This is a genomic window from Enterocloster citroniae (assembly GCF_040545455.1).
Classification (GTDB): Bacteria; Bacillota; Clostridia; order Lachnospirales; family Lachnospiraceae; genus Enterocloster; species Enterocloster citroniae.
The window spans coordinates 1-13,988 of the sequence record NZ_JBEPLZ010000003.1 but is presented as its reverse complement, the minus strand read 5'-3'; the positions used below and the strand labels follow the sequence as shown (position 1 = coordinate 13,988).

The 13,988-nt window shown below is 51.1% G+C and carries 12 protein-coding genes; 2 read left to right on the top strand and 10 right to left on the bottom strand.

The annotated features are described in order from the left end of the window. Window positions 1-6: 6 nt before the first annotated feature. The 4 genes from feoB to ABID13_RS04125 all read right to left on the bottom strand — a co-directional run bounded on the left by feoB (window position 7) and on the right by ABID13_RS04125 (window position 5,228). The gene (gene feoB, locus ABID13_RS04140) at window positions 7-2,037 is read right to left on the bottom strand and encodes a ferrous iron transport protein B (RefSeq protein ID WP_048930256.1); all 2,031 of its coding nucleotides are present in this window, start codon (window positions 2,035-2,037) and stop codon (window positions 7-9) included. Next, window positions 2,034-2,498 carry a FeoA family protein gene (locus tag ABID13_RS04135; protein WP_242849265.1) on the bottom strand — a complete coding sequence of 155 codons (465 nt, stop codon included), beginning with the start codon at window positions 2,496-2,498 and terminating at the stop codon, window positions 2,034-2,036. Before ABID13_RS04135 ends, feoB begins: the two co-directional genes overlap by 4 nt. A 72-nt stretch (window positions 2,499-2,570) precedes the next feature. Beyond that, window positions 2,571-3,191, bottom strand: coding sequence for a TetR/AcrR family transcriptional regulator (locus tag ABID13_RS04130; RefSeq protein ID WP_040415456.1), 621 nt, complete (start codon window positions 3,189-3,191; stop codon window positions 2,571-2,573). A 129-nt stretch (window positions 3,192-3,320) separates the two neighbouring features. Next, window positions 3,321-5,228 (bottom strand): heavy metal translocating P-type ATPase, encoded by a 1,908-nt coding sequence (locus tag ABID13_RS04125; RefSeq protein WP_048930257.1) that lies wholly within the window; start codon window positions 5,226-5,228, stop codon window positions 3,321-3,323. Window positions 5,229-5,657: 429 nt separating this feature from the next. On the opposite strand from ABID13_RS04125, the gene mgtA reads away from it, so the two are divergent. Continuing rightward, window positions 5,658-8,294: a magnesium-translocating P-type ATPase gene (gene mgtA, locus ABID13_RS04120; protein ID WP_048930258.1), complete on the top strand. Its 2,637-nt coding sequence runs from the start codon at window positions 5,658-5,660 to the stop codon at window positions 8,292-8,294. A gap of 71 nt (window positions 8,295-8,365) precedes the next feature. On the opposite strand, the gene ABID13_RS04115 is transcribed toward mgtA, so the two are convergent. Together ABID13_RS04115 and ABID13_RS04110 are read right to left on the bottom strand one after the other, a co-directional pair. Continuing rightward, complete coding sequence (locus ABID13_RS04115; RefSeq protein ID WP_082082698.1) at window positions 8,366-8,506, bottom strand: hypothetical protein; 141 nt, start codon at window positions 8,504-8,506, stop codon at window positions 8,366-8,368. Window positions 8,507-8,613: 107 nt separating this feature from the next. Beyond that, a complete protein-coding gene (locus tag ABID13_RS04110) occupies window positions 8,614-9,432 on the bottom strand; it encodes a YdcF family protein (protein ID WP_197092189.1) in 819 nt (272 codons plus the stop codon). Window positions 9,433-9,631: 199 nt separating this feature from the next. On the opposite strand from ABID13_RS04110, the gene ABID13_RS04105 reads away from it, so the two are divergent. Further along, window positions 9,632-9,943: a DUF554 family protein gene (locus tag ABID13_RS04105; RefSeq protein ID WP_045094006.1), complete on the top strand. Its 312-nt coding sequence runs from the start codon at window positions 9,632-9,634 to the stop codon at window positions 9,941-9,943. A 16-nt stretch (window positions 9,944-9,959) separates the two neighbouring features. On the opposite strand, the gene ABID13_RS04100 is transcribed toward ABID13_RS04105, so the two are convergent. Genes ABID13_RS04100 through ABID13_RS04085 form a run of 4 tightly spaced genes read right to left on the bottom strand, consistent with a single transcriptional unit; the run spans window position 9,960 to window position 13,887 of the window. Next, window positions 9,960-10,883 carry an AEC family transporter gene (locus ABID13_RS04100; RefSeq protein WP_045094037.1) on the bottom strand — a complete coding sequence of 308 codons (924 nt, stop codon included), beginning with the start codon at window positions 10,881-10,883 and terminating at the stop codon, window positions 9,960-9,962. Window positions 10,884-10,890: 7 nt separating this feature from the next. Next, entirely contained in the window at window positions 10,891-12,276 is a 1,386-nt protein-coding gene (locus ABID13_RS04095) for a M24 family metallopeptidase (RefSeq protein ID WP_048930261.1), read from the bottom strand. Between the two features lie 25 nt (window positions 12,277-12,301). Then, window positions 12,302-13,570, bottom strand: coding sequence for a PTS ascorbate transporter subunit IIC (ulaA, locus tag ABID13_RS04090; RefSeq protein WP_048930262.1), 1,269 nt, complete (start codon window positions 13,568-13,570; stop codon window positions 12,302-12,304). Between the two features lie 26 nt (window positions 13,571-13,596). Continuing rightward, a complete protein-coding gene (locus ABID13_RS04085) occupies window positions 13,597-13,887 on the bottom strand; it encodes a PTS sugar transporter subunit IIB (protein ID WP_045094003.1) in 291 nt (96 codons plus the stop codon). Between the last annotated feature and the right edge of the window lie 101 nt (window positions 13,888-13,988).

Below are 13,988 nucleotides of genomic sequence, written 5' to 3'. Positions count from 1 at the left end.
CTCCTGTCAGAATAGGATCACACCCACATGGTACACCAAAAACGACATAAGAAGGGCCATTCCCACATAGTACAGGGCAATCCTTCCTGTCCATTTTGCGGAGTGGGTCTCCTGATAGGTGGAGGCCACTGCCACAATGCAGGGGATATTAAAGGTGACTGCAAAAATAAATGCAAGAGCTTCTGCACGCCCGATATTGGCTGCCAATATTTCCCCCAGATTGGCTGCCTGTTCCGCTCCGCCTACGGTTGAGGCAAAAATCGTGCCCGTTCCCGCATAGAGAGAGCTGAGAACCCCCAGGGCCGCCTCCTTACTCACCGCTGAGGAGACAAAGGCCAGAAATGTCTGCCAGCTCAATCCAAAGATACGGGTCGCCGGTTCAATAAAGGTGCCAACCCGGTAGATCACGCTGCGCTCCACATTGCCGTCCGAAGTGTAGGACAGCAGCCAGAAGATAAGGGAGATCATCAGTATCACCTTCAGCGCCCGTACCAGCACGTCCTTTGTCCTGCCAAACACATACCGGAACAGGCTGCCCCATCTGGGCCTGTGGTAAGGCGGAAGCTCCATAATAAGTCCTGTGCGCTCCCCTTTTATCAGATAACGGCCAAACACCTTGGAGGTGATCCACATATGTACAAGGGCCACAACAAAGATCGCCACAATTACAAGAGGCGCCCAGGACCCGAAGAATACGCTGGATATCACCGGTACAATGGCCCAGGTCGCCGCGCAGGGCACTGCCCAGGCAAGAGCAATGGTAAGGATCCTCTGCCCCCAGTTATCGATCACCCGCGTGCCTGCCGCACCTCCTATGGTACAGCCGAAACTCACCAGAAAAGGCATGATTGCCTTGCCCTGAAGCCCCAGCTTTGCCATGGTCTGGTCAAATACATAGGAGATCCTGGCCATATAGCCGATCTCTTCAATAAACCCAAACACCAGCGTGATTCCAAAGACAAATCCGATCATGGAAATGGCAAAATACAGGGCGTTCACCCCCACATCACACACCAGCCTGATGAGGATCCCGGGCGCTCCCACTGCCTCCAGCACATGGGTCAGGGCCGGAGTCAATACTGAGGGCAGAAGACTTCCTCCCACCATAAAGGGCATGGCCGGGATAAAGGACGCCACCAGCCCCAGAAGGATGATGGCAACAGCCAGGGGTTTTCCCCACCGCCTGCTGGTAGCCACACGGTCAAATGCTCCCAGGGAAGCTGTTCTTTTCTTTCCCTCCACGGCCCCCTTTAGAATACAGTCGATCCACGCAAACTTGCACTGCCCGGTGAGGAGAGCGCCATGGCTGATCTCTGAGAGAAGTCCGTCCAGTTCTGTCCTGTCTTTCTCATCCAGCAGTTCCTTCACCTTAGCGGTCACGGGCACGTCTCCCTCCACGACTTTTGCCGCCAGCCACAAGCCCGAATAATCACCCATGCCGTTCTCCGGCATCAGCCTGCAAACTTCAGGAAAATGCTCCGTGTCCATGTACTTCCGCTCCAACAGCCCGGTATCCAGCACCGGCCGTTCCCTCAGGACTCTGTCAAGGGCCTCATAAAACCCGCCGTAGTTTTTGACATCATTGGCAGTAAAGGGCACGACCGGAATCCCCAAACGTTCCTCAAGCATCCCCGCATCCACGGTTTTCCCCTGCTCCGCGGCCACATCCATCATGTTCAGCAGCAACAGGGCCGGCGTCCTAATCCCCGCAAAATCCGCCAGCATAAATAAGCTCCGCTCCAGTTGGGACGCATCTGCCAGGATGCACACCGCATCCGCCTTTCCTCCGGCTATGTAATCCCTTGTGATGATCTCCTCATCTGAGTTGGCGGAAAGGCTGTAGGTTCCCGGCAGGTCCGTTACCGTATATCTGATCCCATTCCGGTTATAATATCCCTCCTTTTGCTCTACTGTTTTTCCCGGCCAGTTTCCCACATGCTGCCTCAAACCCGTAAGCCCGTTAAATAAGGTGGACTTTCCCGAGTTGGGCTGTCCCAGCAGAGCGATGACCGGATGATCAACGAAAGTCTTTGTCATTTTCCCTCACCCCCGATCTGAATCCTTTCACACTCCTCACGGTTAAGTGCAACCATGGTATCCCGGCTGTACAATAGGACGGGATGCTTTTTCTCATTTTGAAGAACAGTCACCGGGCAGCCTATGGTAAGGCCAATGGAGGTGACCCTGCTTAAAAACCTGGTATCCCCCTGGATCTCGCAGATCACACCCTGTTCACCATTGTCTGCTTCTGACAGCTTTTTCATATTCCCTTTCATATTCCCTCTCCTCTCTGTGCTCACATGCGTGATCCATCGGTCGTCAAGCCAGCTTCCAGCTGACAGCCTCCCTGCGCTCACCGATAAACTCCCGGTATACGCTGCCATATTGCAGGCCACTCCCGCTGCCGCCAGTGCCACGGAGACCAGAAAACCCCGGTGGTACTCCTCTGCCCATCCCCATAACACGGTGAATGGCGATGGTTCCTTTTTCTTTTTCATCCGTTCCTTCCTCCTGCTTCCCAAAAATTAGCTTCGACTAACTATGCGTCAAAAATATATCGGGAACCATAACTATGAGATTCCCAATATCTTAAACCATCCGGCGGAATAAAACTCCCTGAGGCCGTCCATATGGGCGAACGCCTTGTCCCGGGGCATGTCATGGCGTACAGTCTCAAACATGCCGTTAAACAGCGCGCTTGATACGATATGGATCAGTTCATCATCAATGGGCCGAAGCTTATATCCGCTTTCATTCATCCGGTCAATCAATGCATGGCTGGCATTGGCCTCTATCTCCACCAGCTCGTCAATATAGTGCTCATACCGGGTGCCGGAGGAACAGCAGATAATAAGCTTAAATGCATCAAAATTGTCATAGACATGCTTCATCATCCAGATCTGCCCATTATCCGATATCTCCGGCAGGCCGGATAGCTGCTGTTCCAGAGGCAGTTGGGAAAAGGACTTTTGTATCTCGCGGTAGCGCTCCAACAGCTCTGCGGCCGGCTTTTCCACAAGCGCGCCAAACAGTTCTGCCTTATCCGTGTAATAACGGTAAATTGCCCCGGTAGTTACCCCCATGGAGGCTGCAATACTCCGCAGGTTCGCCCCCTGAAATCCACAGAGTAAAAATTCTTTTTTCCCCATTTCCAGCAGATCTGCCGCCAGCTTTTCGTTTACCAGTCTCATCCTGTCCTTACAATACCTCTCTAACTCAAAAAATAACGTTGCTATTTGATAACAACGTTATTTTATAACCTTCTCATTGGTTTGTCAATCGTGAATGTAAAAATACGTGGTTACTGAATTTTTTTCTCTTTACACAGTTCTCCACTTCAGTAAAAGTGCTGAATTAAGGATCACGATCACCGAACCTGCATTATGTACAAGGGCTCCTATCACAGGATTTAGGATTCCGGTCATTGCAAGGATAACGGCCACAACATTTAATGTCATGGAAAATGTAAGGTTGCATTTGATGGTAACCATCATCCGCTTTGCAAGGCGCAGAAGATGAGGCAGTTCCTTTATATCATCATTTACAAGGACGATATCCGCTGCGTCAACTGCAATATCGCTTCCAATTCCGCCCATTGCAATTCCAACATATGCTTTTTTCAGGGCAAGAGCATCGTTCACCCCGTCTCCCATCATGCAGACCTGCTTGTTCCGGTTCTGACATGTATGGATCCACTTTAATTTGTCCTCCGGGAGACAGTTAGCCTGCACATTGGTGATGTGAAGCTGCCCTGCGATATGCCTTGCTGTATTTTCATGATCCCCGGTGAGAAGCACGGGTGTGACGCCGGCCCTTTTTACTTCCTCAATGGTTTTAGCCGCGTCCCTGCGCAGTGTATCTGCAAGGGCGATAAACCCTGCCGCCTCTTTCCCAACTCCCAGGAAGATGACCGTACATCCATTGTCCAGGTATTGGTCCGCCTTTTCCAGTATCCTGTCTTCAATTCTTATATTTCGTTCGGAAAACAATTCCTGATTACCGGCAATGACCGCTTGCCCGTCTACCAGGGCGGCCACGCCGCGGCCCGGAAGCATTTGAAATTGTTCCGGCTGGGGAATCTCATTTTCATGGCTTATGCGGTAAGAATGGACCACTGCTTTTCCCAGGGGATGTTCTGATCGCTGTTCCGCACCGGCCGCGTACCTGTAAAGGGCATGTTCCGGAACTGCTTCTCTAAAACTATGTACCGCCACCACTTCCGGCTTTCCATTGGTAAGAGTGCCTGTTTTGTCAAATGTAAGATTGGAAATGGAAGCCAGCCGCTCCAGGGCATCCCCTTCCCGCACAAGAAAGCCATGCTTTGTGGCGTTCCCGATCGCTGCCATAATGGCCGTGGGCGTTGCCAGAACAAGGGCACAGGGGCAGAAAACAACCAGTATTGTTACCGCGCGTATGATCTCCCCGGTTGCCAGCCAGGTGACCATGGCCGCGGTCAGGGCAATGATGACGATCCAGGTTGCCCAGCGGTCGGCAATCCCCACGATCTTTGCCTTTCCCGCATCCGCTGACCGGACCAGACGGATCATGCGCTGAAGGGAACTGTCCTCCCCTACTTTTGCGGCCCTCATGTCAAAGGAACCGAACTGGTTTACCGTACCGCTGGACACCTCATCCCCTGCACGCTTATCAACGGGCAGCGACTCCCCTGTCATAACCGCCTGGTTGATGGAGGTCTGCCCTGACAGGATCACGCCGTCCACAGGGATGGTCTCTCCGGGCAAAACACGGAGCAAGTCCCCCACCCGTACCTGCTCCGCCGGTATGATCTGCTCTCCCGGTATTTCCTGAACCCCGGCGCTCTCCTGCCCCCCGGAGCCGGCGATCCTTCTTGCGGTTCTTGGCGTCAGATGAACCAGTTTTTCAATTCCCTCCCTTGCCCTGGCCACGGTCATATCTTCAAGCAGCGCTCCCAACTGCATGATAAAAGCCACCTCTCCGGCAGCAAAGTCCTCTCCTATTATAACGGAAGCGATCAATGCAATGGAGACTAATACATCTGCCTTGATGTCGAATTCCTTTGCCAATCCTATGACGGCTTCCAGGATGATGGGCAAGCCGCACAAAATAATTGCGATCCAGGCCATCTGGAAGGAAAATGGCTGAATCCCCAAAATACTTGCCGCCAGTGCAAAGCCGGAGATGGCCAGACATATGATATCCTTTTTCATTCCTCCCCATTCCAGCATCTTTTCTGTTTTTTCCAGCATTTTGTTTCTCCCTTCATCTTTTCCTGCGGGCCGGACTCCGGCTGATTTCCTCAACCCCCGCCCATATATACCCATATGGGTATATGTATATATTATACCTATGGGGGTATAGGTTGTCAACCAAAATAGTATTAATAAAAATCCATACCTTGGTTGACTCGGTTTGATATAAGTGCTATGATGGGCACAGTTCATCACAGGTATTTATATGTTCAAGGAGGTGAAACAATGGACGGCAAACCACGAAGTCGTAAAACTGTATTTAACATCTCATATAACAACATGAACCGGACCGGTTACGCTGGGTGCGGCTGGCCGTCTATTGCATTTTCACAAAGCTAAGACGGACCTGTCGTTTCTTTTGCGCCGCCTCTCGGGGTGGTTTTTTGTTGTTTTATGGGAACTCTATTATGGAAAGGAGTAATCCCAATGATATTTTTCAGAAAAAGAAACATGGAGATCCAACAGAAACAAACTGAAAGCGAGCAGCTTCTGCGCACATTTGCGTTCCTTGATTTAAAGGACCTATACCATCATTTTTCAGTCCCGGAATCGGGCCTGGATTCCCGGCAGGCAGCCCAGCGCCAGGAGACATACGGCAAAAATATGATCACAACAGATCAGAACAATACCACATTCCACCGTCTTCTGACATCTGTTATCAATCCCTTTAATATTGTTTTGCTGATTATTGCAGTCATAACTCTTTTTACAGACGTGGTCTATTCCCAGCACCCGGACTATGTGACCGTGTCCATTATCCTGTTACTGGTAGCAGTGTCAAGCCTGGTGGCATTTATCCAGGGGGAACGATCCAATTCAGCGGCGGAAAAACTTTCAAACATGATCTCCAACAAAGCGGATGTGCTGCGGGATGGGAAACAGGCGGAGATTCCCATGGAGGACATTGTTCCCGGAGATATCGTTCGGCTGTCGGCCGGCGATATGCTCCCGGCTGATATCCGCTTTCTGTGGGCCAAGGATGCCTTTGTGGCCCAGGGTTCCCTTACCGGTGAATCAAATCCCGTGGAAAAATATGCCCGGATTCCTTCCGCCAAAGAGGACGCGCTGACCGACCTTCAGGATATTGGTTTTATGGGGAGTAACATGGTAAGCGGCAGCGCCACAGGTATGGTGCTGGCAACAGGCAATGAGACTTACTTTGGCTCTATGGCAAAATCCCTTTCCGGCGACCGGGCAAAGAACAGCTTTGAACGGGGCGTGGATTCCGTCAGTTCCCTTTTGATCCGCTTAATGCTCGTGATGGTCCCCATCGTCCTGCTGATCAATGGTCTTACCAAGGGGGACTGGGGCGATGCGCTTTTATTTTCCATTACCATTGCAGTGGGTCTGACCCCGGAAATGCTGCCGGTGATCATGACCTCCACCCTGGCCAAGGGGGCGGTCCTCATGTCAAAGCACCAGGTCATCATAAAGACCCTGGGGGCCATTCAGACCTTTGGGGAAATGGATGTGCTCTGCACGGACAAAACCGGTACCCTGACTGAGGACAGGATTATTTTGGAAAAATATATGAATGCGTCCGGGGATGAGGACAACCGGATCCTGCGCCATGCGTTTCTCAACAGCTACTTTCAGACCGGCCTTAAAAACCTCCTTGACCTGGCTGTCATTAACAGGGCCCATGAAAACGGCATTGACCCGATCCTGCAAAATTATTCACGGCTGGACGAGATCCCCTTTGACTTTTCACGGCGCAGGATGAGTGTCCTGTTACAGGATGGACAAGGCAAACAGCAGCTTGTGACAAAAGGCGCAGTGGAGGAGATCCTGTCCATCTGTTCCTATGTGGAGTGGAACGGTGAACTGTCAAACCTGGACCAGGAGATTTTGCAAAAAGTACGGGCCGTATATGAGCGGCACAACAGGGACGGTCTCCGGATGATCGCCGTGGCCCAGAAAAATGACGTTCCCGCCGTGGAATTGCGTGTGGAGGATGAGCGTGATATGGTGCTCATCGGTTTTATAGGATTTCTCGATCCACCAAAGGAGAGTGCCAAGGCAGCTGTCACCGCACTGTCCAGCCATGGGGTCCGTACCGTGGTCCTCACCGGGGACAGCGAAGGTGTGGCGGTTAAAGTCTGCGGCAAAGTGGGCGTGGACGTGTCACATTATCTCACAGGAAGGGAAGTCGAGGCCATGGACAACGCTGCTTTGTCGGAGGCAGTGGAAAAATGCAGTCTTTTTGCCAAACTGTCCCCCTCCCAAAAAGCACGTGTGGTCCAGGCGATCCAGGCCAATGGCCACACCGTGGGTTACATGGGCGATGGGATCAACGATGCTCCGCCCTTACACCAGGCGGATGTGGGCATTTCCGTGGACACGGCTGTTGACATTGCCAAGGAGACAGCAGATATCATCCTGCTGAAAAAAGACCTGATGGTACTGGAGGAAGGCGTGGTGGCAGGGCGCAGGACCTTTGGAAATATTGTAAAATATATTAAAATGGCTGCCTCAGGCAACTTTGGCAACATCATTTCCGTGATCATTGCCTCCCTTTTCCTCCCCTTCCTGCCCATGCTGCCCGTTCAGATTCTGACCCAGAACCTGCTCTGCGATTTTTCACAGATGGGGATTCCATTTGACCATGTGGACCAGGATTATCTGTTGAAACCCAGAAAATGGGAAACCCGGTCCATCAAATCCTTTATGGCATTCATGGGACCCTTAAGTTCCGTGTTTGATATCCTGTGTTTTGCTGTTATGTGGAAGATCATGGGCGCTGATACAATGCAGCAGGCTCCCCTTTTCCAATGCGGATGGTTTGTGTTTGGAACCGTATCCCAGGTTTTAGTCATCCACATGATCCGAAGCGGTAAAATCCCCTTTGTGCAGAGCCTGGCGGCAAAACCGCTGCTTGTGTCCACCACCATGGTAGCATTTTCAGCATTACTGATCGGCTTCTCACCATTGGCATCCGGGCTGGATATGGCCGCCCTTCCCTTTAGGTTCCTTCCCTGGCTGATCCTCCTTCTTGTGGGTTACTGCGTTTCAACCCAACTGTGCAAACAGCTCTACATCCGGCATTTTGGCGAATGGCTGTGATCAAACCATAAAACAGGATATAAAAACGGCAGGGCTGGTCGGTTTCCAGATCCCTGCCGTTTCGTTTGATCTTACTGTATCCAGACTCCCTGCTCATTTACCGGGTATCCGTCCGGTGTCACGGTGTTCTTTAGCATCATTCCCTGCTTTGCACCGTCCTCCGTGTTAAAATAATACCACTTCCCATCGATTTGATGCCATCCGGTGTACATACTGTCCCATGGATCTGCTGGCGCCCATACCTGACACGGAGTAAATAATAGCAAAAAATCCAAAAAAGGGAGAGACTGTAAAAAGGTCAATCTATTAGATACAAATGTCAGCTGAAATTTTTCCAGAATCCGGCTCCTGTATGAAAACGGCCGAACACAAAGTCCACGGTAAATGCCAGACACTCCCGCACCATGTAATGGGGCAGCAGGATCCCGGAAAAAGGAGCCGCGATCCCGGTGACATCCTCCCCACCGGCAGCCCTTGCCGTCACCACTGCCCGGAACACATGAAAGTTGCTGGTTACAATCCCCACTTTCAGGTCCGTGCTGCCAATGATCTCATATCTGTTCTTAATATTTTCCACCGTGGTGGTGGAATGTTCTTCTTTTATAATACGCGCCTCACTGATCCCGGATTCTCTCATCAGGCGGGCCATGCATTCCGCCTCGCTGATATCCTCCCCCGGGCCCTGCCCTCCGGACAGCACTGCCTTTGTGTCAGGATTTTCATTAAGGTAACGGATGGCAGTCTCTGTTCTGGACCGCAGGGCCGGGCTTGGCTCCTCCCCATAGACACCGGCTCCCAGAACAATGAGATAATGTAACCCCGGATCTCCCCGGGACACCACGCCGGTGAACACCATGGCCTCCACCACCCCAAAATACAGCAGCACAAAAGCCGCCAAAATACAGGCAGCCCTCCTGGATCTCCTGCCCTTAAACCATGTTCTGCCAGTCTGCGCCATTTTCCTGTCCAAAAATCCCAGGGCCATCAAAGCCACGCCGGCTGCCAGCCAGATCCAGAAAGCGGAAAGCTTAAAACTCCTGAGTATTCCTCCCAGGAGATAATAAAGGATACACAAACCGCCCGCTCCCAGCAGGAGCAAGGATCTCAATCGTATCCCCCCATTTCTTTTGTCTCTCATTTTTACTCCTTTTGTCACATCCATCTGAATGCTGCCTCCATTATATCATCTGGACCAAGGTAATCCCAGCGCGTATTTGTAAAAATGGGATTGCAATTCTTCCTCAGATATGTTAACATATCACATCTTTTCGCATAAAAATAATGTGTGTACTCCTGGAGATTCCGAGAGTACACATGTATCATTAGGAGAAACGTTTATGTATCCAAAAGGAATCATCATTGAATGCTGCTGCGTTTTACTGGGCACCAATCTGGGCAGTGTTATTAAAAACAGAGTACCGGTCCGTATCAAACAGCCCATGAATACCATCTTTGGTATTGCCGCCATTGCCATCGGCGTCACATCCCTGATCAGGCTTGAATCCCTGCCTGCTGTCATCATTGCCTTGATCCTTGGGGCTCTGATCGAGGAGGGGATTGATCTGGACCGCAATGCTGCCGTCCCTGGTGCTGATCTGGCCCTGTTCCTGGCTGTTTGGCCTGATGATGTGATTTCAACAGAAATGTGAAGTTCTTCCAATCACTTCATGGAAGCAGGCTGCAGGCTGCCATGTAGGCATACATGATAAGGGGCATTGACAATGCCGACAGCAGGGTGCTCAGGCATACGATTTTAACCGCATACCCGTAATCCTGAGCTCCCTTTTGGGCATATACCGCCACATTGGATCCCACCGGCGCTATGGCTGACAGCAGCAGGGCCATAGCCATGGCCTGATTATCAGGAAACATGAACCGAAGCACAACAACGGTGATGGCCGGTATCACCATCAGGCGCACCGCGGAACACTTCCATGCATTTTTATCACAAAGTATCTCCCTTATGGGCACATGCCCCAGGTAAACTCCCAGGATGATCATGGCTATGGGTGCATTCAGCCGGGCAATCGCACCCATACTGCTCTGTATCATGCTGGGCACCGGCAGCTGGAGCAGAAATATACACATTCCTGCCGCCAGTGCCGCTACCACCGGGCTCTTTGCCACTTCCTTCAGGGACACCGCCCTCCTGTCTCCTGACAGTATCATCTGCCCATAGGTCCATTGGAGCGCATTTAGGAGCGCGATCATTCCTGCCGCGCAGATCACTGCCTGTTCCCCAAGCGTGGCTGTTATAAGAGGGATTCCCATGAAACCTGCGTTTGAAAAAGCTGCGCCGAAATTGTCCACCGGCTTTTTTTTCAATAACAAATGTGAAACCATCATGGCTGCCGTCAGCACGGCTATGGCTCCGGCAAAGGACTGCTGGATCATCCTTATGTTCTTTGCGGACCGCTCCACACAGAAGGATTGAATGATGACGCAGGGCAGGATCACATACAGCAGCAGATGGGCCATGGATCTGCTTCCTTCCTGGGTTATAAGATTCTTCTTATACATCCACCAGCCGATAGCCATATAGAGAAACATTATGATGATCTGCCGGAGGATAATGGCTGCTGTCTCCATGGGCACCTCACTCCGTCCTTTTCACAAATGCCAGTTCCCGGTTCAGGAAATACGGCCTGTAGAAGGCAACCATGTCACTCATAGGCAGTACCTCCGCCGGTACCTGGATGTGCAGGACATCCTTTATGTAGTTCCTGCGCTCCATGAACACATGATAAAGCTGCGGATACGCCCTTTGCATCTCTGCCCTGAGTTCCCGGTCCGCCAGCACGATCCCGCTTTCACATCCGGCGCCTCCATATTCGGGCTTACCGGGAATGATATCGATCTGGAGCATCATGCCGCTTTTAAGTACTTCCTCTGAATCCTGGTAGATCGGGGATGACATCCACTCCTCATCCCCGGTCAGATGTCCTGGATTCAATGACCAGTTGTACGTTTCCTTTGGAAGCACATTCTGTATCTTCCGGTACAGCTCCCCTCCCGTCATTCCGATCCGTATTGACTCCAGCCACTGTATCACTGCTGCAAAATAAGGTCCTGCCAGCTGTTCCACATAATCCTGCACAGGCTTGAGCAGCTGTTCCCTTTTCTCCACCGCATAGCCTGCCCTGCTGCTCAGTCCTCCCTTATACCCCACGGTCAGGGAAACCTTGTCTCCCGCCTTTACTTTCCTGCTTCCAGGGTACAGGTTTCCATTCTCAAACCGTTCTCCGGCTGCCGCTATGGTGACCACACTGCACCGCTGCCCTGATGCGTTTAAAAAGGCTCCCAACTCCATCTCTGTCATCCCGGTCCGGATGTGCTCCAATGCATCAGCCATACAGTCTCCTGCAAGGGCTGCGCCGAATTCATAGTGGGCAATCTCATTTGCATTGTTGGTGGTCCGCACCCCATGGCTGCCTATGAACAGATGGGACACATTGGCCACCCGGGAACCCCCAACAATGGTTTTCACCGCCTCTGTCAGATAAGCGGGCAGATCCAGCAGCTTACGGTTATCTTCCACACGGCTGGTGAACATTTTCCAGCCAACCATTCCCACCCGCTGTCCGTGCAACAGCCCTGCGTCCGCAAAATATTCATAAATGGGCCTGTCGTCTTCCATGGGCTGGTTGGGAAGTGATAAAAACGGCACATGTATAAGGCCGGCCGGTATCCGGCTGTATCGGACCATTTTTGTATTTTCATTTCCCAGCATCAGGAAAGCGGTCCTGTCCCTGTGCAGTACCAGTATCCCCTCTTCAAAGCGGGGAAGAAACCCGGTCAGGTATTCAAAGTTGGAACCGTGCTCAAGGTCGCCATAGATCACCAGAACATCCAGGTTTTCCTGGTCCATTTTCCCTATCACCCGGTTCAGGCGTTCCTCCATGGTGGCATCTGTCAATGCCACCGGTATCCGCTTCCCCCTTTTTGGCGGTTTCTCGACTCCTGTCAAACAATATCTTGTCATATGTCCAAACTCCCCTTATAAAATATCAGAATATTTTTCCAACTAAAGTCAGGATCCCATGGATGATGATGCTTACCACATTGTAATCCACTGCCGGGAAAGCTGACTGCGCCACCCCCATGCCTGCCAGGACCGGATACATCACAAGAGGCAGGAATGACAGCAATAATCCTGTCACAAAAGAACCTGCAATCGCCCCTCTCCATCCGCCTGTGGAATTGCCGAACACCCCCGCAGTCCCTCCCAGGAAAAAGCAGACATTGGCTGCCGGGATAAATACTACCGGCGCATTGGTGCTGGCCATGACAAAGGCTGCCATCAGGCTGGCAATGTATGCGGAAAGGAAACCCAGCATGACCGAGGTGGGCGCATAGGGAAATAAGGTGGGGCAGTCCAGAGCCGGCCTTGCATTGGGAATGATCTTTTCGGATATAGAGATAAATGCCGCTGTGATCTCTGCCAGAAACATCCTGACTCCGTACATAAGGACGTTCATACCTGCGGTAAATGTAACAGCCTGGATAAAAGGCCATACGATCCAGTGAACGGAGCCAGCCATCTCCTGGGTGGTCTGCTGTCCGGCCGCAAATGAGGCAATGTAGAACAAGATCAACATGATCACAGACATTCCAAGGGTAAAATCCTTAAAAAAAGATAACCATCCAGGAAGTTTCAGATCCTCTGTGGACTCATTCTCATATTTTGAAAAAAGCTTCCCGATGTAACCTGACAATGCGTAGGCACACATACTGAAATGACCAATGGCCATATCGTTGGATCCTGTAATTTTCCGCACAAACGGCTGGCAAAGTTCCGGCAAAAAGGCGGAAGCAAAACCAATGGAAATACCTCCCACAAGGATTGCAGCCGTATCACTGTATCCGTGGGATTTGATGACCAGGGCAAGCATCGCGCCGAACATAAATTGGATGCTGGTGAGAAATACTATGTTTTTGAACCTGGTAAACCTTGCAAATAGCAGGTTTGCCACAAAAGCCACTATGAAGGTTACGGACACCACATACCCATAGTTTTCCTTGGCAAGGGCCACCGCCGCCTCCGACATTGCCACCACCCCATTGATGTGGAATCCCACCTGAAACAGCGTGTTAAAGCTTTTGAGAACTCCTGTAATGGCGCTGCCTCCAAGGTTAAAGATCAAAAATCCGATCACTGTTTTTAAGGTTCCCTCAAACACCTTGGTCAAGGGCTTTTTCTGGAGCATCAGGCCTGCAAAAGCCACCACTCCAAGTATGATGGACGGTTCACTTAATATACTGATTACTACATTCATGGTTTTCCCCCTTCTCTTTACCCCTTTTACTTATCTTCTTTTGCTTTCAGGAACATCTGCATTTCTTTGAGAAGATTTGCCTTGTCCACTATGTTCTGGATCCCCACAATATACCGTTTCGGGTACTCGGCCTTTAACTCAGCCGCCACATCCGACAGCGTAAAAATCCCGTCTCCGTCAAATCCCGGCACCCCGTCAAGGTTCGTGTGTTCAATCTCAATGGGCAGCCCGTACTCTTCTATGACCTGATTCATTTTGATCTTTAAGATCAGGCTTGATCCCACTCCTGCCCTGCAGGCCACTAAAATCCGATACATGTTCTTCCTCCTACTACAATATATTTATGGTTAATATCCCTTACATCCAGTAAGGAATTATCCATCTTGTTGCTTAAGCTGTTAGAATGTAAGAGCAATCG